17 protein-coding genes are annotated in these 19,025 nt (G+C 34.3%); 10 read left to right on the top strand and 7 right to left on the bottom strand.

Going from position 1 to position 19,025, the window contains the following annotated elements; all coding sequences use genetic code 11:
• Positions 1-39 precede the first annotated feature (39 nt).
• Positions 40-798 carry a hypothetical protein gene (locus tag EV145_RS02960; protein ID WP_133523730.1) on the top strand — a complete coding sequence of 253 codons (759 nt, stop codon included), beginning with the start codon at positions 40-42 and terminating at the stop codon, positions 796-798.
• Between the two features lie 141 nt (positions 799-939).
• On the top strand, positions 940-1,701 hold the full coding sequence (locus EV145_RS02965) for a hypothetical protein (RefSeq protein WP_133523731.1): 762 nt from the start codon (positions 940-942) through the stop codon (positions 1,699-1,701).
• 35 nt (positions 1,702-1,736) lie between these two features.
• On the opposite strand, the gene EV145_RS02970 is transcribed toward EV145_RS02965, so the two are convergent.
• Together EV145_RS02970 and EV145_RS02975 are read right to left on the bottom strand one after the other, a co-directional pair.
• Positions 1,737-2,204, bottom strand: a complete 468-nt coding sequence (locus EV145_RS02970; protein ID WP_133523732.1) for a hypothetical protein — start codon at positions 2,202-2,204, stop codon at positions 1,737-1,739.
• Between the two features lie 127 nt (positions 2,205-2,331).
• Positions 2,332-3,297, bottom strand: a complete 966-nt coding sequence (locus EV145_RS02975) for an SPOR domain-containing protein (protein ID WP_133523733.1) — start codon at positions 3,295-3,297, stop codon at positions 2,332-2,334.
• Positions 3,298-3,535: 238 nt separating this feature from the next.
• On the opposite strand from EV145_RS02975, the gene dprA reads away from it, so the two are divergent.
• Complete coding sequence (dprA, locus tag EV145_RS02980) at positions 3,536-4,636, top strand: DNA-processing protein DprA (protein WP_133523734.1); 1,101 nt, start codon at positions 3,536-3,538, stop codon at positions 4,634-4,636.
• 75 nt (positions 4,637-4,711) lie between these two features.
• Positions 4,712-5,560, top strand: coding sequence for a hypothetical protein (locus EV145_RS02985; RefSeq protein ID WP_133523735.1), 849 nt, complete (start codon positions 4,712-4,714; stop codon positions 5,558-5,560).
• Between the two features lie 77 nt (positions 5,561-5,637).
• Here EV145_RS02985 and trpS read toward each other — a convergent pair whose 3' ends face one another.
• The gene (gene trpS / locus EV145_RS02990; RefSeq protein ID WP_133523736.1) at positions 5,638-6,612 is read right to left on the bottom strand and encodes a tryptophan--tRNA ligase; all 975 of its coding nucleotides are present in this window, start codon (positions 6,610-6,612) and stop codon (positions 5,638-5,640) included.
• Between the two features lie 205 nt (positions 6,613-6,817).
• On the opposite strand from trpS, the gene EV145_RS02995 reads away from it, so the two are divergent.
• Positions 6,818-7,570: a lysophospholipid acyltransferase family protein gene (locus EV145_RS02995; protein WP_133523737.1), complete on the top strand. Its 753-nt coding sequence runs from the start codon at positions 6,818-6,820 to the stop codon at positions 7,568-7,570.
• A 568-nt stretch (positions 7,571-8,138) separates the two neighbouring features.
• On the opposite strand, the gene recA is transcribed toward EV145_RS02995, so the two are convergent.
• The 4 genes from recA to EV145_RS03015 form a co-directional block, all read right to left on the bottom strand.
• Entirely contained in the window at positions 8,139-9,146 is a 1,008-nt protein-coding gene (gene recA / locus EV145_RS03000; protein ID WP_133523738.1) for a recombinase RecA, read from the bottom strand.
• A gap of 151 nt (positions 9,147-9,297) precedes the next feature.
• Complete coding sequence (locus tag EV145_RS03005; protein ID WP_133523739.1) at positions 9,298-9,807, bottom strand: acyl-CoA thioesterase; 510 nt, start codon at positions 9,805-9,807, stop codon at positions 9,298-9,300.
• A gap of 118 nt (positions 9,808-9,925) precedes the next feature.
• Entirely contained in the window at positions 9,926-10,309 is a 384-nt protein-coding gene (locus tag EV145_RS03010; RefSeq protein ID WP_133523740.1) for a DoxX family protein, read from the bottom strand.
• 7 nt (positions 10,310-10,316) lie between these two features.
• A complete protein-coding gene (locus EV145_RS03015) occupies positions 10,317-11,465 on the bottom strand; it encodes an ATP-binding protein (RefSeq protein ID WP_133523741.1) in 1,149 nt (382 codons plus the stop codon).
• 434 nt (positions 11,466-11,899) lie between these two features.
• Here EV145_RS03015 and EV145_RS03020 point away from each other — a divergent pair, with 434 nt between their 5' ends.
• From EV145_RS03020 to EV145_RS03040, 5 genes are all read left to right on the top strand, one after another.
• Complete coding sequence (locus EV145_RS03020) at positions 11,900-12,352, top strand: hypothetical protein (RefSeq protein ID WP_133523742.1); 453 nt, start codon at positions 11,900-11,902, stop codon at positions 12,350-12,352.
• 187 nt (positions 12,353-12,539) lie between these two features.
• Complete coding sequence (locus EV145_RS03025) at positions 12,540-13,832, top strand: hypothetical protein (protein ID WP_133523743.1); 1,293 nt, start codon at positions 12,540-12,542, stop codon at positions 13,830-13,832.
• A gap of 101 nt (positions 13,833-13,933) precedes the next feature.
• Complete coding sequence (locus tag EV145_RS03030; RefSeq protein WP_133523744.1) at positions 13,934-14,347, top strand: hypothetical protein; 414 nt, start codon at positions 13,934-13,936, stop codon at positions 14,345-14,347.
• Positions 14,344-15,822 carry a gliding motility protein SprC gene (sprC, locus tag EV145_RS03035; protein WP_133523745.1) on the top strand — a complete coding sequence of 493 codons (1,479 nt, stop codon included), beginning with the start codon at positions 14,344-14,346 and terminating at the stop codon, positions 15,820-15,822. The genes EV145_RS03030 and sprC overlap by 4 nt, the downstream gene beginning before the upstream one ends.
• Position 15,823: 1 nt before the next feature.
• Positions 15,824-19,025, top strand: a 3,202-nt coding sequence (locus tag EV145_RS03040) for a type IX secretion system membrane protein PorP/SprF (protein WP_208110887.1), incomplete at its 3' end; no start/stop codon positions are given.

The following is a 19,025-nucleotide window of genomic DNA, read 5'->3' on the forward strand; positions in this document are numbered from 1 at the left end:
CAGGATTATTTCGTTTTAACATTATGTAAAATAGAACTTATGAAAAAGATATTATTCTTCGCATTTATTGTTTTTTCACTTCAAAATGTTGATGGACAGGATCTAAAACCAGAATATCAAAAGTTCGTTAAAAGTTTTATTGCCAATGTAAAAAGCAATAACAAGGATGGTGTCGCTTCTTTTATTTCTTTTCCGATTGGAAGAGAATATCCGATTCCCGCCGTTAAAAATAAAGCCGATTTTATAAAACGATACGACCAGATTTTTGATGCCAATCTTAAGAAGGAAATTATCAATTCAAATCCAGCAAAAGATTGGGCCGAAATGGGTTGGAGAGGAATTATGCTAGGACAAGGTGATATTTGGATGGATACAAATGGAAAAATTATTACTATAAACTATCAATCTCAAGCAGAAAAAGATCTTAAAAACAAATTAATCGCTGGCGAAAAGGGGAAACTTCATTCTTCAATTGCGACTTTTAAAGCGCCGGTTTATGTACTGGAAACCTCAAAATTCAGAATTAGAATTGATGATTTAGGAAACGATAATTACAGATATGCTTCCTGGTCGATTAAAAAACCAATGAGTGAAAAACCTGATTTAGTGATTACTAACGGAAAATGGATTTCTGATGGAAGTGGAGGAAACAGTCATTACGATTTTAAAAAAGATGTCTATTTGTATCAATGTTATATCATTGTCATAGGAACCTCTGATTCTCCGCCGGCCCAATTAACGATTTCTCAAAACGGCAAAGAAATATTAAATCAAAATGCCAAAATAGTAACCAAGTAAAGAAATCCTGTTTCATGTGGAACAGGGTTTTTTGTTTTTCTACGACATAATGTTTTGAATGTTTCAGGCGTTATTATAGTGAGTTACTTTTTTATAACTTAGTTATGGATCACATTAACAATCAATTAAAATGTTTTTAATATGAAAAAAAAGAATCTGTTTTTAATTTTATTGATTTTGTGCAGCAGTTTGATTTCAGCTCAAAGTTTAAAGCCGGAGTATCAAAAATGCATTCAGAGTTTTATTGATAATGTAAAAGGCGATAGGAAAGAAGCCTTAGCCGAAATGGTTTTTTATCCTTTAAAACGGGAATATCCAATCCCAGATATTGTCGATAAAACTGATTTTATAAACCGATATTCTGAAATTTTCGACTCCACTTTAAAAAAAGAAATTACAGCATCTAATCCTGAAAAAAATTGGTCTGATATGGGCTGGCGCGGGATGATGCTGAATAAGGGTAATGTCTGGCTTGATTTTGATGGACGTGTGACAAGCATAAATTATCAATCGAAGGCAGAAAACGATCGTAAAAAGAAGCTCAATGAGGCACAAAAAAAAGAATTGCATTCTAGTGTTGCTTTTTTTCAAAAACCAATTTGCATTTTAGAAACTTCAAAATTCAAAATCAGAATTGATAATTTGGGACATGAAAATTATAGATATGCTTCCTGGTCGATAAATAAAAAAATGATTGAAGAGCCTGATTTAGTGATCAATGGTGGAGTTTTAATCATAGAAGGAAGTGGTGGAAATCATCAATATGAATTTAAAAAAGACCAGTTTACCTATACTTGCGATATTATTGTTTTAGCTACAAAAGATTCGCCTCCTGCGAGATTAATTATCACACAAAATGGAAAAGAAATTTTAAAGCAAGATGCTACAATTGTTCCACGATAAACAAAAAGCCTATTTAATTTAAATAGGCTTTTTGTTTATAATGCTGACATTGCTTTTTCAAGCTCTTTTTCCTGCGTTATTTGCGTTAATTTTAGTTTTTGGATACTTACCTCGTTTTCTTTAGTTTTTAGCTTCTGTTTCGCTATTTCTTCTTCTGATATTGAAGCGGTCGTAATTTTATTTTCTAATTTCTGATTTTCATGCTCAAGTCTGCTTATTTTGTCTTTTGTTGACTTCAAGTTGTTTTCAGACTTGCTGAGGCTTTTCTTTTTTGATTCTATTTCCTTTTTCTGTTTTTCAAGTTCTTTTTGTTGTCTATTTAATTCAGAAATTCGATCATCAAGTTTTCTGTGATTTTCTGCCAATGTTCTCTCCGTCTCTTTTTCAGCCTTTTGAAACTCGATGTCTTGTTGTGTCTGGCTTTTATTAATTTGTTGAGCAATAAAGTATTGTGAATTTAGAAAGACCAATACAAAGGCAAATGTTGTAAATATTTTTTTCATCCGTATTTAAGTTTTATAAAAAAACGAAATTATAATAGGATGAAATTTATAGCTGAAAATTTAAGTTTTATAAGTAACAGAATAAGCCAAAAAAAATCCGATTCAACTGAATCGGATTTTTTAAATACTATAAGTTTTCGACTAAGATCCAGGCATCTGGATTTTCGCCTTTTTGTATTTCTTTTTGTGCTTTTGTGGCTTCGGCCATCGTAGCATAACTTCCGTATAAAACCGGGAATAAGCCGTGTTTGTTTTCACCAAGCATACGGGCCTGATAACCATCTTTAATCAATTGGTTATAAGCTTTTCTTGCATTTTCTTCACTTCTAAAAGCACCAGCCATAATGTGATACGGCATTAGTTTTGCTTCTGGTGATTCAACTTTTGCAGAGTCTACAGAAAGCGTTACAGCAGGCAAAGGATTTTGAATAAAGAAAGTCGCTTCTTGAATTTTGTTTTCTACTTTTTTCTGAACCGCACTTTCAACAACTAATGTTTGAGAGTCGATTTGATTTTGATATAATGGATATCCTATACTTCCCGTAATTCCAAGTCCTAAAACAAATATAGCGGCATATTTTAGGAACGGATTTGATGATCTAGTTTCTTCATCATCATAAAGCGCCACAGTTTCTTTTGTCGAAACTTCGTCTAATTTGCGCTCCAAGACTTCTTTTTTGATAGCAGGAGAAATAAACGGACTTAGTCCAAACGAAGTTGCTAAATAGTTCGTTTGATCATTTGGGGTGAAAATGATGTTTTTTTCAGAATTCAAACGAATTTCGCCAATATTTTTTAAGCTTATTGTCCCATCTTCTTCAAGTGTTTTTTGCCAGTTTAAAACTTCAAAAGCAATAGCGCTTACAGCAAAACCATATGATGTTTTTTCAGCACTTGCAATATGATTAGCTAGCAAACCGTCATTGTTTTTTAAATGACTGTTGAAAGTGATCATTTTTTTTGGAGGAGAAAACGAATTTGTGTTTTCATTCAGCTGTGCTGACTGAATTTCCGTCAAAAAAGCACCAAAGCCTGGAACCGTTACACACTGATAACGATACAATAACTGTCCTATGTAATTTTCGATTTTCATAGTAACAAAGTTATGGAACGAATATAGTTATCAAAATTTTATTCACAATTTTTATTAACAATCGAGATTATTTTATATACAATTCGTTGTCAATTATTTAAGTGGTGTCGTTTATGATTTTATTTAGTGCACTTGTTTTAAAACCTATGTTTTATTAAGAAATTACTTTAATTTAACCATATTTGCAGCTTTAATTTGTTTTAGTTTTCAATTCTATTTTACATAATATTTTTAAGCAATGTCAGACCAGGAATTATTTTACTTGTTAGCCTTACTAAAAGTCGATGGAGTGGGCGACATTATGGCAAAAAAATTATTGACACATTGTGGAAATGCCGAAGCGGTTTTTAAAACAAAATCAGTTCAAATCGCCGGAATTGATGGAGTAGGTTCTATTTTGATTAAAAACTTAAAAGACAAAACTGTTTTTGAAAAAGCCAATCAGGAACTTGAATTTATAAAATCAGACGGAATAAAGGTTTCTTATTTTCAGGATGACAGTTATCCTGATCGTTTAAAACATTGTATTGATGGGCCGGTTTTGTTGTTTACTTCTGGAAATATAGATTTAAAAAACAAAAAGCTAATTAGCATTGTAGGAACGCGCCAGGTAACGTCGTATGGAATTGATTTTTGCAAAAAACTTATCGAAGATCTTGCACCGCTAGATCCTGTTATTGTTAGCGGATTTGCGTATGGTGTCGATATTGTAGCCCATCAATTGGCAATGGAAAACAACTTGCAGACAATTGGTGTTTTGGCACACGGGTTGAATCAGATTTATCCAAAAACACACAAAAAGTATATTGCAAAAATGGAAGAAAACGGCGGTTTTATTACCGAATTTTGGAGTTCTTCAAATCCTGATAAAGAGAAGTTTGTTCGTCGTAACCGAATTGTAGCCGGCATGACCGAAGCCACAATCGTAATCGAATCTGCTGATAAAGGAGGGTCATTAATTACGGCCAATTTAGCAAATGACTATAACCGTGAAGTTTTTGCAGTTCCTGGGCGTGTTACAGACCGATACAGCCAAGGTTGCAATGATTTAATTAAAACGCAAAAAGCCAATGTGCTGACAAGTGCGGCCGACCTAATTTACGTCCTGAATTGGGATTTAGAAAACAAACCAAAAACAATTCAAAGACAACTTTTTGTAGAGCTAAATCCTGATGAGGAATGTGTATATAATTTCCTGATTAAAAACGGAAAAGAGTTATTAGATATCATCGCTTTAGAGTGCAATTTTCCGATTTTTAGAATATCTGGAATTCTTTTAAACATGGAACTTAAAGGCTTGATTAGGCCTTTACCTGGCAAAATGTTTGAAGCAATTTAAATGTTTTTTTAACACAGAAACTTGCATTAAATGATATAAAGAATATATTTGTTTAACCAAAAATCTAAAATTTAAATGAATATAATTGAACTATTTGAAAATGCTGGAATCTACAAAGAGAACGCAAGAGATTTCAGTCCAGAAGACATTGAAAAAGCAAGAAAACAGTTTGAAATTGAACGATCAGGAATCTACGGTATTGAAGCTGATCTTGGTGATAATTTGATTTTAGCAATGAATAATTACGCTGGACAGCTTTTATTTATTTCTAATAACCGAATCTTATATAACTTTTTTTCTAAAAAGAATTATTCACGAAACAGATTTAATTCTGATTATACAGTTTCATCTAGTAAAGCTGACGTTCAAGCGTTTATTGATAAATTTCTGTCTAAAGATTTAGACCTTAATTTAGATGAATTACTAGCACAAAACAGGTTTGATAATATTGATGATTTATTGGCCGTAAAAGAATATTTACCTGAAAATTCACTGGAGAATTTAAGCAAAAAATTATCTGAGAAACTTGATTATGCGATAGCTACAATTAATGGTAATTTGCAATTAAATGATTTAAGCAGAACAGTGGAGTTCCTTAAATATCGCAGTTTTTATGTTTTAGTTTCTCATTTTAGATCTGGTGAAAAAGACGAAAAAATTAAAGCAGTTTACAATAAGGTTTATAATTTGCACAGTAATTCGGCTGTGAGACATGAATTGATTAACCCAATGATTTCATCTTTAGTAAATTATAATGCGGTTAATTATGAACTGAATAATTTGTTCCGAAAAAACAAAGATGCTCTTGATGCAGCAACCGAAAGTGTAAGTGATTCCGGAGGTTCTTCTGGTATTTCTGGCTGGTCAATCTTTGCGATTATAGTTATTATTTTGCGCGTGATTATGGCATTGGCGCGAAGTTAAAGAGTTTAAAATTATACGCTTAAATTATAAAAAAAAGCCTGAGAGATTAATTTTCTTTCAGGCTTTTTTATTGATTCTTATTTTTGAAATCCAAGAACTTCTCGGACTTTCGCTAAAACTCCATCGGCAACAATTGAAGCTTTTGCAGCGCCCTTTTTCAGTAAAGCATCGACTTCTTCAAGGTTGTTTATGTAGTAATTGTATTTTTCTCTTTCAGTTTTAAATTTTTCAGTAATCAGTTCAAACAAAGCTTGTTTGGCATGACCATAGCCGTAATTTCCGCCTAAATAATTGGCTCTCATTTCTGCAATTTGAGCTTCATTTGCTAATAAAGAATAAATGGCAAATGCATTACAAGTGTCTGGATTTTTTGGCTCTTCAAGAGGAGTACTATCCGTTTCAATACTCATTACTTGTTTGCGTAACACTTTATCATCAAGAAAAATATTGATAATATTATTAGCCGATTTACTCATTTTTCCACCATTTGTTCCCGGAATCAACATGCTGTTTTCCTGAATTTTAGCTTCTGGAACCACAAAGGTTTCTCCCATTTGGTGGTTGAAACGAGAAGCTACATCGCGAGTGATTTCTAAATGTTGTAATTGATCTTTTCCAACAGGAACAAACTCAGCATCATATAATAAAATATCGGCTGCCATTAACATCGGATAGGTAAAAAGTCCGGCATTAACGTCGTCTAAACGATCTGATTTATCTTTAAATGAATGTGCCAAAGTCAATCTTTGGAACGGGAAAAAACAGCTTAAATACCAGGTTAATTCAGCAGTTTGGGTAACATCAGATTGTCTGTAGAATGTAACTTTATCAGGATTTAATCCACAGGCAAGCCATGCTGCGGCTGTACTGTAAGTGTTTTCACGTAATGTTTTACCGTCTTTGATTTGCGTAATAGAGTGCAAATCAGCAATAAACAAATATGATTCATTAGCCGGATTGTTTGATAATTCAATTGCCGGAATAATTGCTCCCAATAAATTTCCCAAGTGTGGCGTTCCAGTACTTTGAACACCAGTTAGTATTTTTGCCATTCTCGTTTTTTTCTTATTCTTTTAACCGCAAAGATTGCAAGTTTATTTTTTTTAACCGCAAAGGTCGCAAAGTTTTTCGCAAAGTCCACAAAGTTTATTAAACATCTCAATGATTTATAGTTTTATTTTGGATAAAAGTCTAACATTCTAAAAATCTAATGATCTAAAAATCTAAATTCACTTCTGTTTTCTTACATTTGAAACCATGAAAGGAATAAAGATTGTTTTTTGGGTTTTATGGCGCATTTGGTTTTACGTTTTAATGGCCATTCCAATATTGATTATGTTGCCGTTTTTGCTGATTTCTATTATATCAGAGAGCGGATACCCTTATTTTTTTAAAATGGCCCGCATTTGGGCTAAATTTATCCTTTACGGGATGGGTTTTTATTATAAAGTCAAGCGCGAGCAAAAGCTTATTAAAAATACAAGTTATATGATTGTCGCAAATCATACTTCGATGACTGATATTATGCTGATGCTGGCCATCATTAAAAATCCTTTTGTTTTTGTGGGAAAGAAAGAATTAGTGAAAATTCCGCTTTTTGGATTCTTCTACAAAAGAACTTGTATTTTGGTAGACAGAAATTCTTCGAAAAGTAAAAATGATGTTTTCAAAAGAGCCCAAAATAGACTTAATCAAGGACTTAGTATTTGTATTTTTCCAGAAGGTGGCGTTCCAGATGATGAAAGTGTGTTGTTAGATGAGTTTAAAGACGGTGCTTTTCGTTTGGCAATAGACCATCATATTCCGATTGTCCCAATTGTTTTTCCTGACAATAAAGAACGTTTTTCATATACTTTTTTAAGCGGAAGTCCTGGAAAAATGCGTGCAAAAATCCTTCCGTTTGTTGAAACAAGCGAATTGAAGAGCGAGAACAGAAAGGAACTCCGAGATCAAGTTCGACAATTGATTTACAACGGATTAATTGAATTCCAACAAAAAGATTCGAAATAATAGCATATAAAAACAGAACCCGGTAATCCTTAAGCATCAGGAATACCGGGTTTTCTTTTGAACTAAAATAACCCCTTATTTATATTCAAAATCTTATCTGTGAATAATTTTTTCCGAAATAAATCGTAATACTTTTTTAAATTTCAATTTGGTTTTTCTTCGGTTTTTACTGTACAACACTTCTATTTTCTCTTTCATAATTAAAAACATTAATGGTTGATAATAAAGAGTTTGATTAAACTCAAGTTAACGTCACATTATTATAGAGAGCAAAAAATGAAAAAGGTTGCGTGAGATATGATTTTTTTTTCCCGAAGAGAATAAAAACCCGTCAGCACCAAACTAACCAACGGATTTTTATTAAAAACAAATCAACCAAATTCATTCTAAAAATTTTCAAAAAGGCACTTATGGCGATGCCAATTAAAATTTAATTACTATTTATTAGATGCGTTTTTTTTAAATGGTTGCGTCAATTTTTTTCTTTTTTTCAAAATAAAAACCCCGGCAAGATAAAATCCTGCCGGGGTTTAAAAAAAAAGTCTGCAATTTGCAGACTTTAAAAGTTTTAGGCGTTTGCCAATTGTTTGATATGTTCTTTAATTTTAACTTCTAATTCATCCGCTAATTCTGGATTATCTTTGATTAAAGCTTTAACTGCATCACGTCCTTGTCCTAATTTTGTATCTCCGTAGCTGAACCAAGATCCTGCTTTTTTAACGATTTCAAATTCAACCGCTAGATCAAGAATTTCCCCAGTTTTAGAAACACCTTCTCCGTACATAATGTCAAATTCAGCTGTTTTAAAAGGCGGCGCCACTTTGTTTTTAACAATTTTAACTTTAGTTCTGTTTCCAATTACGTTTTCTCCATCTTTTATTTGAGAAGAACGACGAATATCTAAACGTACAGAAGCATAGAATTTTAATGCATTACCACCCGTTGTAGTTTCAGGATTTCCAAACATTACACCAATTTTCTCTCTCAGCTGGTTGATAAAGAAAACAGTACAGTTTGTTTTACTGATTGTTCCGGTTAATTTTCTTAAAGCCTGAGACATCAAACGCGCATGAAGACCCATTTTTGAATCTCCCATTTCTCCTTCAATTTCACTTTTTGGAGTCAAAGCGGCAACCGAGTCAATTACTACGATGTCTATAGCTCCAGAACGAATTAGGTTTTCTGCAATTTCCAATGCTTGCTCCCCGTTGTCTGGTTGAGAAATAATAAGATTTTCAATATCTACGCCTAATTTTTCGGCATAATTTCTATCAAATGCGTGCTCAGCATCTATAAAAGCTGCAATTCCTCCAGCTTTTTGAGCTTCAGCAATTGCATGTAAAGTTAGAGTAGTCTTACCAGACGATTCTGGCCCGTATATTTCAATAATTCTTCCTTTTGGATATCCATTAACTCCAAGAGCTAAATCAACGCCAAGCGAGCCAGAAGAAATCGTTTCTACCTCCACAATGGCTTTGTCGCCCATTTTCATTACGGTTCCTTTTCCGTAGGTTTTGTCAAGTTTATCAAGTGTTAGTTGTAACGCTTTTAATTTGGCTTCTTTGTCTGAACTCATCTTTTCTTAAATTATCTAAATGGTTATTTTTAGCCATCAAAAAAAAGAAAAAAGTATTTCCTGTTTTTTTGAGCGGCTTATAATTTTGTAAAAATACTTCTTTTTTTGAAGTTTGATTGTCTCAAATTGTTACAAATTGCAACAATTTACGCTATAAAAACAATGCCTTTAATTCTGTAGCTTCAGATGGTTTCATCTTGCCTGCAAGCACTAAACTCAATTGTTTACGGCGTAAGGCAGCATCAAAACGCTGGATTTCAAGTTCTGTTTCTGGAATAATTGCCGGAACTTCAACAGGTCTTCCAGTGTCATCAACAGCAACAAAAGTATAAATAGCTTCGTTGGCTTTGGTTCTGCTTCCAGATTCGCGGTCCTCAACCCAAACGTCAATAAAAACTTCCATTGAACTTTTGAAAGATCTTGAAACTTTTGCCTCGACAGTAACGACACTTCCAAGTGAAATGGCCCTGTTGAAAGCAACGTGATTTACAGAAGCTGTTACTACAATTCGGCGTGAATGTCTGCGTGCAGCAATACTTGCGGCACGATCCATACGGGCTAATAATTCACCGCCAAAAAGATTGTTTAAAGGATTTGTTTCGCTCGGTAAAACTAAATCTGTTAAAATAGTTATGGATTCTGAAGGATGTTTTGGATTCATTTTTTTAATATAAAATTTATTTTTCTATCCGCTGTAGCGAACTTTTTTTGCCACAGATTTCACAGATTAAAATGATTTAGAAAAAATGTAAAAATCTTTGAAATCTGTGGCATGTTTTTTAATTCAACCAATAAACAGCCATTACAGCTGGTATGAAATAAATTACGATGGTTCTCGCGCCATCATAATCTTTAGCTAATCGCTGTCCGAAAAGCATCATTAATAAAGAAATACAAGAAAAAATAGCGCCGTAAAAACCAAATTCACGACCACTGTTTGTTAGTAATTGTATGGCTCCTACAACGGATAAAATTCCAGAAATTAATTCTAAAATTAAAAGATGTAGCAACGCAAGTGGCACTTGATTTTTTAGTCTTGTTTTAGAAAAATGTTCTTTAAGCCAAGTAACATTATCGTTCCAATAAAATATTTTTTCGTATCCTGACTGTAAGAACGTTAAGGCTAAAAATGCCAGAATTAAGATAGAGGCAACATTATTCATATGAAAACTATTTTTTATGAATTAAACGAGTGAGTTTGATTGATAAATCGGTTAAAATTATTTTTGCATTTCCGTTTCTTTCAATGTGATACATAGCATCTGAAAGCTCTTTGAAAATTTCATGAATATTGTTTCCATTCACAAAAGGCGCAAAATTTTCGAGTTTGAATTTATCAACTTTAGGCTCGATATAAACCAAGCTCGGCGCTTGATAATTCAGCATTAAAGCCTGACGAAACATTTCGATACAAAACTGAATAAATTTTTTCTGGCTTTCGCGTCCAAGTCCGGCGATTTCTTCGCTCCATGAAATTAAATCCTGAATTGCTGCAGCATTTCCTTTCGCTCTAAAAGCAGCTCGAACCCAATTGACAAACCATTGTTCAAAAGGAAATTCTGAATCATCTTCTTTCAATAAATGCATTGCTTTATTAAAATTTCCCTGAGCCTGATGTGCTATTTTTTTTGCTAAATTCTGATCGATATTTTCTCGAGAAACTAATGCATCGGCAATAACTTTTTCTGGAAGTCCATTGAAATGAATTACTTGGCAACGAGAACGAATGGTTTGAATGATATCTTCCTCGTTTTCAGAAATCAGAATAAAAATGGTTTTATCTGAAGGCTCTTCCAAAAGTTTCAAAAGTTTGTTTGAAGCGGCAATATTCATTTTATCGGCCATCCAGATAATCATAATTTTATAACCTCCTTCGTAGGATTTCAGCGAAAGCGATTTTAAAACTTCCTGCGCATCTTCGACCCTGATTTCTCCTTGTTTGTTTTGAACACCCAAGATTTTATACCAGTCAAAGAGTCCGCCATAGGGCATTTCCTGAATAAATTTTCGCCAATCTTGAATAAAGTCTAAGCTTTTTGGTTTGGTTTTAACATCTTCCGTCGTAACGGTTGGATAAATAAAATGTAAATCGGGATGCGATATATTTTGAAATTTTAAATTACAAGAATCATTTCCGTTTTCATTTTCGTTGCCCGTATTATTGCACAAAATGTACTGCGCATATGCGACTGCCGTTGATAAGGTACCGCTTCCTTCTGGCCCAATAAATAATTGTGCATGTGGAATTCGTCCTGAAGATGCACTTTTTATCAAGTGACTTTTGATATAATCCTGACCTAAAATTTGAGAAAATTGCATGTGACAAAGATAGAAGAAAATGATGTAGTCAAAAATTTTAGATTAAAAGATTATGAGGTGGATTTGTTTTTAGAAATCAAGAATGTTTTTTTGATAAAAAGAGGTATTGTGTCCGCTTTACTTTGTTAATAAATTACTTCACGCGAGTAGATATGAAGACTTTTTTGTTAATATTTTTTTGCCAAAAACGACAAACGTAACGTTTTTTTGGTTATTTAATGTTAGAAACCCGTGTCTTTTTATAGTTAATATCTTACAGGTTTGATTTTAACAATTTTAACAAAACCCTCGTTAAAACGCACATTTTCTCGACATACAACTGTTTTTTAAGGTTTTTTTAAGGTTTTTTTTTGAAAAAAGAATTCAATAAAGTTGCAATTTAAGTTAAATTATATATTTTTGTTTGCAACAACAACCAATTATAAACAGAATCTATGAAAGGGAAAATTATTTTATTAAGTACACTTTTTTTCTTGACAACTGCTGCTGTTTCAGCTCAGGCAAAAACCGCTCCGAGAAGTATAATTAGTACAACAGCTATCATCCGAAAATACCATGATCAAAAAGAATTGAGTGGTATGCAAAAAGGCGAGCTTTTGGAATTATACATTGAGCGTATTAAAGTTTTAGTAAAAACCCTCCCTTACATTGCTTTGGTTACCAAACCAGGAGTTACAATGTCTGACTTAGGTATTCCAGACGATTCTGAACACAAAAAAGTTTTAGACGGACAAGCAGTTGGTACAACAACATTTCTTGATACAACTGTTGAATTTCAGAGAAAAATGATGCCTTACTCAGATAAAGGAAACTTGATCGCTGCAATTTTATTTTACGAAAGCACATTGAAATCATTACACGAGTTCAACGATTTGAACGAAATGTAATAAATAATATATTTTTAAAACCTTTTTTGATTTGTTTACGTAGATGATTTAGATTTTCGAAAACATTTTAAAAAAGTAATAAAAAATAACTCGTTCTCGATGTGTTCTGATTATTTCAGAAAAATTGGGATGAGTTTTTTCATTTACGCATACCCAAATTTATTATTAACCCTAATACCCCCTTATCATGAAAAAAATTACTCAAATGATCTGCGTTCTTTTGACAGTTGCTAGTATGAGTGCTCAGCAAGAGAAAGGAATTATGGGCTACAACAATTGGTTGAATAACTGGACCGAATTTAAGCCTAACAAAGTAGAGTATGGAGAAGCAAATCAAATTTTAGCAGGAAACATTTCTGTAAATACTAAATTGCTTAAGAGGAATATTTATGTTTTGCAAGGAAACGTTTATGTTACTAACAATGCTGTTTTAACAATTGAACCTGGAACTTTAATTATTGGTGATTTCGAAACAAAAGGAACATTGGTAGTTACAAAAGGTGCGCAACTTGTTGCTGATGGATTAGAAACAGATCCAATTGTATTTACTTCAAACCGCAGCCAGAAAAAAGCTGGTGACTGGGGTGGAATTGTACTTCTAGGTGATGCTCCAATCAATAAATTTGGAAATGTTGGTTCTTATAACTTAGATCTTGATCCTACGCTTACTACTTATGGTGGTGATAACGTAAACGGAAACTCAGGTGTTTTAAGATTTGTGAGAATCGAATTTGCAGGAAAAAAAGTTAAAGGTGCAGCAGATACTTTCAATGGTTTGACTATTGCTGGTGTTGGTCCTAAAACAATACTTGAAAATGTAATGGTAAGCTACTCTGGCGGTGACTCATTTGCTTTCTTTGGAGGTGATGTAAACGCTACTAAATTAGTTTCTTATAAATCAATCAACGACGATTATAAATTTACTCAAGGTGTTCAATGCCGTTTATTCAACTCATTGGCAGTTAGATCATCTTACCTATCTAGTAATAAAGACGGATCTCGTTGTATGGAGGTAAAATCATTCGAAAAGAAAAGTGAAACAGATTTTACTAAAAAACAAACTCTTGTTGTTGCAACAAATATTACAATGTTGAATGATAGTGATAACATTAAAGCTGATATTCAGGCAGGTTTAGTTAAAGAAGCAATTTATGTTGCCGAAACTGCATCTCTTGAAATGAAGCGTAGTGTGGTTTCTGGATTCAACCCGGCCGTTTTGCTAGACAGTAAAACTGAAATCAATGAAGTCAACCTTAAAAAAATCAAAATTGAAGAAATGTATTTTAACTTATGTAACGGAAATATCTTTACAGAGTACAATACTAACAATGAAGATTTAGAAAGCTGGTACGGAAACCCTGTGTTTTTCAATGTTATGGCACAAAGTGATAACAAAGAAACATTCATTGATATCTTCAATCCTAAAAAACCAGATTTCAGATTACAACTAGGAAAAATTACAGCATCTAGCGGAAAATAGATAAGTTTAGATTTTTATTTCAAAGCGTAAATTTTATTAATAAAGTCCCCAGACACAATTTATGTCAGTCTCGTACAGGACCAAATAAAGATCAGAACATAATGGCCCCATCTATAAAAAAATATTTTATTTATATTATATTTTTGGTTTCGCCTATTGCTACAATAAATGCACAAAGTACATCAGGAAACACTACAGTTTCTAATGGCTTGAAATGCATTGTAACGGCGTGTAATAACAACCAAAAAACAGAAACAGCTGATACATCAGTGATCAGCAAATTAGATAATTCTAATCAGTTAGCAGTGGAGCTGTCCATCCCCAAGGACAGCTTTGCTCCAACAAGTGATGCGAAGAATCAAACTTCAGAATGCCAAGAAAATTCATCAATTACAGCGACTTATTCTGTTCTTGCAAAAGACATTATTGAGAACTATAAGTATGATTTTTCAGAAACATTTATCGACATCTTGTTTTTTGAAAATATAGACTTAGCAAGAACAAGGACTATATGATTCAGAAAACTACGCTATCTGTAATCCGTTTTATTCTTTTTTTTAGTATTTTCTTTGGTACTAAAACAAATACTTATGCCCAGACAATAGTCCCACAACAGCTTGCTTATCCAAGAATTTGTGCAGGACTTATTGTTGATGGCAAACCTTTTAATGAATATAACGCGACTTTTAGCTATGTTGATTTTCCTGCTGGAACTACTTTTGAAGTACAGCTTTCAGATGATTTAGGAAATTTTACAACTCCAACTGCTACTACAAAAATCTCTTTTAGCGACAATGCAGCATTACAGCAGCAGACTATAAAATTTGCAGTCCCAACAAATTTAAAGGGTTCTGATGTTTATAGCATGCGTATAATAAGCAGTACTGGTAAAACAAGTTTAAGTTTTAAAAATTCACAAGGCGTAACTAGTTTTCCTATTTACTATAGAACTTATGTTGAGTCATTTTTTATTAATAATAAATTAGGAACAGCAACTTATTGTACAGGTGGAAGCTTGAGTTTAGAACTTTATAATCCAACGCCAACTGATATTCCATCATCTCCAGCAAACTACCCAAATCTTAAATACAAATGGTTTAAAGATGACGTTGCAATTGCAGGACAAAGCGGTAAAACGTTATCAGTAAATACACCAGGTGTTTATTATGCACAAATTGATTATGGAGGCTGTAATGACGAGAATTTCAGTTCTAATAGAGTTACGGTTACTTCGGCTGCTTCAGGTTCATCAGTTACAGTAGATTCAAGTTTAGGAAATCCTTTTTGTTCTAGCGGAACTGGTACTACGCTTACAGCAACTTCAGGAAACAAATATCAGTGGAAAAAAAATGGAGCTATAATTACTGGTGCTACAAATCGTAGTTATACCACAAATGAAGCGGCAGTTTATACGGTTGACGTTGATTTTGGAGGATGTACTGCAACTGGAACAATCGATCTTAAAGGAAATAACTTTAATGCTTCGCTAAATGTTCCTGCGACAAATATTATCTCTCCAGATGAAACTTTAAGCGTTACAGTTACTACAAATGCTGTTAATCCAACTTTCGAGTGGTATTTAGGAAACACTATTATTGCAGGTGCAACAAGTAATACATATTTGGTTGCTACACGTGGAAATTATAAAGTAAAAGTTAGTCAGTCATCAGGATGTACAGTTCAACAGGAATTGCCTTTTACGGTTTCTTATGATTCAACTCCTCCTACTGACATACAAAAAATTGCAAATATTATTAGCTTAAGCAGTTATCCGTATGATGTATGGGATATTCCAAACGAATATAAAAACGCAGAAACTAATGTAAAAATAATTAGTTCAAACGGAGACTTGGTTCTTGACGTTGTAAACTACCAAGGCGATTGGCCCCCGTCTGGTTCAATAGATATTAAAAATGTAAATCCAGTTTATTACTATGTCATTAAATCCGACACAGGTGAAAGAAAAGGATCAATAACTGTGATAAAATAATATGAAGAAAATCCTACTATTCATAACTTTATTTTACGGTTTTTCAAATGTACTCTATTCTCAAGATACCCAATCTGAGGATGGAGTTGTTTCGTTTTCGTTACCCATCAGAAATTCTTTAAAATTCAATAGATATCTAATTAACCCAACATTCAGTTTCGTACGTGAATCAAACCCATATATAAGTTTTTATAATAAAAGACAATGGGTTCAGTTTGATGATGCTCCAAACACGTATTTATTTGGTTATTCTGGACGTTTCAGAGAAAATGAAGCTTTTGCTTTTGGATTGTTCCAGCAAAATTACGGTGTGTTTACAGTTTTTGGAGGAGTAGCCAATTTTGCCCATAATATCGTTTTGCAGGAAGATAGCAATTTGACATTTGGTCTTAATGTTGGTGCTTACCAAAGCGGCTTAAACAAAGGTAAAATTGTTTCCAACGATCCGAATCTTCCAATAGATAATATTCCTTCAAATACGTTGCTTACTGTAAATCCTGGTATTAACTACGGAACAGCATTTCTTGATTTCGGTTTGTCGATCAACAATTTAATCCTTTACAATTTTGGTTCTGGAATGGTTAAAGACGATCCAGAAAGAGCAATTGAATTGCATGCAATGTACACAGGTTATATTGACAGCTATGGATTTTTTGACCGAAGCAAATTTTCGGGAATAGTAAAAACAGAAATCAAAAAAGATAAAACTGTTTTATCTGGTCTTGCCATGATTACAATTCCGCAAGGAGTTTGGGCACAGGCAGGTTATAATACTTTATATGGTGTTTCGGCAGGTTTAGGGGTTAATATTTCACCTAGTATTGCTATCGAATATAACTACGAAAGAGGTTTTGGAAATTTTACAAATTTGGGAGGTTCTCACGAATTTGCAATTGCTTATAAATTCAAAAGCAGAAATTATTATTACGGTGATGATGATGAAGGTTCTCTTATTGATCCTTCGAAACCAAAACCTGTAATGGCTAAGAAAACTACAGCTACTCCTGTTACAAGAGTAGATGGTGCTGAAAAAGCAAGATTAGCTGCTGAAGCAAAAGCTATTGCCGATGCCGAAGCGAAACAGGTAAGACTTGCTGCTTCAGAAAAAGTGAAAGCCGACGCCGAAGCTGCAGCGAAAGCAAAATTACTAGCAGATAATAAAGCTAAAGCAGATGCTGAAGCATTAAAAATAAAACTTGCTGCAGATGCAAAAGCCAAAGCGGATGCTGCTGCTGAAACAAGAGCGCAAACTGCAACTGCAAACAGAGCGGTTGCTACGACACAAAAAACACAAGCTCAATTGGCTGCAGATAAAGCCAGAGCAGATGCTGAAGAACGCAGATTAAAATTGGTTGCCGATAATAAAGCTAGAGTAGATGCTGCGGCTGCGGCAAGAGCTCAAGCTGCGGCAAACAAGCCTGGTGCAGTAGCAGCAAAAACGCCACAACAGTTAGCGGCTGATAAAGCAAAGGCAGATGCCGAGGCAATGAAATTAAAACTGGCTGCTGACGCAAAAGCAAAAGCAGATGCTGAAGCTACAAAAGCTAAAACAGATGCTGTACCTCAAAAAACGCCTGCACAATTAGCGGCAGATAAAGCAAAAGCAGATGCTGAAGCATTGAAAATTAAATTAGCCGCTGATGCAAAAACAAAAGCGGATGCTGCTGAAGCGAAGAGAAAAGCCGATGCAAAAGCAAAAGCGGAAGCTGCAGACTTACAGTCAATTTTAGCTGCAGATGCAAAAGCAAAAGCTGATTCGGATGCATATCAGGCTAGATTGGCCGCTGAAGCAAAAGCAAAAGCAGCGACAGAAGCTAAAACGAAAGCTACAATTGATGCTGCAAACAAAGCGAAAGCTGCCGCAGCCTTGAAAGAAAAAGCCGCCGCAGATGCTGCCTTAAAAGAAAAATTAGCTGCTGATGCTAAAGCGAAAGCAGATGCAGAAGCAAGACAAGCACTGATTGCTGCTGAAGCAAAAATAAAAGCTGATGCAGAAGCATTGAAAATAAAACAAGCTGCTGATGCGAAAGCAAAAGTAGAAGAGGATGCAAGACAAGCAAAATTAGCTGCAGATGCAAAAGCAAAAGCTGATGCAGAAGCGATTCAAGCGAAATTAGCTGCAGACGCAAAAGCAAAAGCTGATGCAGAAGCACTTCAGGCAAAACTTGCAGCTGACGCAAAAGCGAAGGCTGATATGGAAGCACTACAGGCAAAATTAATTGCTGATGCAAGAGTTAAAGCAGATGCTGAAGCAACTGCAAAGGCAAAAGCGGATGCTGAAACAAAAAAATTACAAGAAGCAGAAGAAGCTCGTCAGGCGAAATTAGCTGCAGATGCAAAAGCGAAAGCTGATGCAGAAGCTCTTAAGGTGAAACAAGCTGCTGATGCAAAAGCAAAAGCAGATGAAGAAGCTCGTCAAGCAAAACTAGCAGCTGATGCAAAAGCAAAAGCTGACGCAGAAGCGCTTCAGGCAAAACTTGTTGCCGATGCAAAAGCAAAAGCGGATGCAGAAGCACTTAAAGTAAAACAAGCTGCTGAAGAAAAAGCGAGAGTTGAAGAAGAAGCTCGTCAAGCAAAACTTGCTGCAGATACAAAAGCAAAAGCAGATGCTGAAGCGTTACAAGCAAAATTAGCTGCAGATGCAAAAGCGAAAGCAGATATGGAAGCATTACAAGCTAAATTGATTGCTGATGCCAAAGTAAAAGCAGATGCTGAAGCAACTGCTAAAGCAAAAGCTGAAGCTGAAGCAAAACAATTACAACAAGCTGAAGAAGCTCGTTTGGCAAAATTAGCCGCTGATGAAAAAGCAAAAGCCGATACTGAGGCATTGAAAGCTAAACTTGCGGCGGATGCAAAAGCAAAAGCTGCTGCAGAAGCATTACAAGCGAAACAAGCAGCAGATGCTAAAGCAAAAGCAGATGAAGAAGTACGTCAGGCAAAATTAGCTGCTGATGCAAAAGCGAAAGCCGATGCAGAAGCATTGAAAGTTAAACTTGCAGCAGACGCAAAAGCAAAAGCTGATGCAGAAGCATTACAAGCGAAACAAGCAGCAGATGCTAAAGCAAAAGCAGATGAAGAAGCTCGTCAAGCGAAATTAGCAGCTGACGCAAAAGCGAAAGCCGATGCAGAAGCATTGAAAGTTAAACTTGCAGCAGACGCAAAAGCAAAAGCTGATGCAGAAGCATTACAAGCGAAACAAGCAG

The organism is Flavobacterium sp. 245 (genome assembly GCF_004362055.1).
Lineage (GTDB): Bacteria > Bacteroidota > Bacteroidia > Flavobacteriales > Flavobacteriaceae > Flavobacterium.

Coding starts and splice junctions, on each gene's coding strand:
- EV145_RS02960 (WP_133523730.1), top strand. CDS start 40: ATGAAAAAGATATTATTCTTCGCATTTATTGTTTTTTCACTTCAAAAT.
- EV145_RS02965 (WP_133523731.1), top strand. CDS start 940: ATGAAAAAAAAGAATCTGTTTTTAATTTTATTGATTTTGTGCAGCAGT.
- EV145_RS02970 (WP_133523732.1), bottom strand. CDS start 2,204: ATGAAAAAAATATTTACAACATTTGCCTTTGTATTGGTCTTTCTAAAT.
- EV145_RS02975 (WP_133523733.1), bottom strand. CDS start 3,297: ATGAAAATCGAAAATTACATAGGACAGTTATTGTATCGTTATCAGTGT.
- dprA (WP_133523734.1), top strand. CDS start 3,536: ATGTCAGACCAGGAATTATTTTACTTGTTAGCCTTACTAAAAGTCGAT.
- EV145_RS02985 (WP_133523735.1), top strand. CDS start 4,712: ATGAATATAATTGAACTATTTGAAAATGCTGGAATCTACAAAGAGAAC.
- trpS (WP_133523736.1), bottom strand. CDS start 6,612: ATGGCAAAAATACTAACTGGTGTTCAAAGTACTGGAACGCCACACTTG.
- EV145_RS02995 (WP_133523737.1), top strand. CDS start 6,818: ATGAAAGGAATAAAGATTGTTTTTTGGGTTTTATGGCGCATTTGGTTT.
- recA (WP_133523738.1), bottom strand. CDS start 9,146: ATGAGTTCAGACAAAGAAGCCAAATTAAAAGCGTTACAACTAACACTT.
- EV145_RS03005 (WP_133523739.1), bottom strand. CDS start 9,807: ATGAATCCAAAACATCCTTCAGAATCCATAACTATTTTAACAGATTTA.
- EV145_RS03010 (WP_133523740.1), bottom strand. CDS start 10,309: ATGAATAATGTTGCCTCTATCTTAATTCTGGCATTTTTAGCCTTAACG.
- EV145_RS03015 (WP_133523741.1), bottom strand. CDS start 11,465: ATGCAATTTTCTCAAATTTTAGGTCAGGATTATATCAAAAGTCACTTG.
- EV145_RS03020 (WP_133523742.1), top strand. CDS start 11,900: ATGAAAGGGAAAATTATTTTATTAAGTACACTTTTTTTCTTGACAACT.
- EV145_RS03025 (WP_133523743.1), top strand. CDS start 12,540: ATGAAAAAAATTACTCAAATGATCTGCGTTCTTTTGACAGTTGCTAGT.
- EV145_RS03030 (WP_133523744.1), top strand. CDS start 13,934: ATGGCCCCATCTATAAAAAAATATTTTATTTATATTATATTTTTGGTT.
- sprC (WP_133523745.1), top strand. CDS start 14,344: ATGATTCAGAAAACTACGCTATCTGTAATCCGTTTTATTCTTTTTTTT.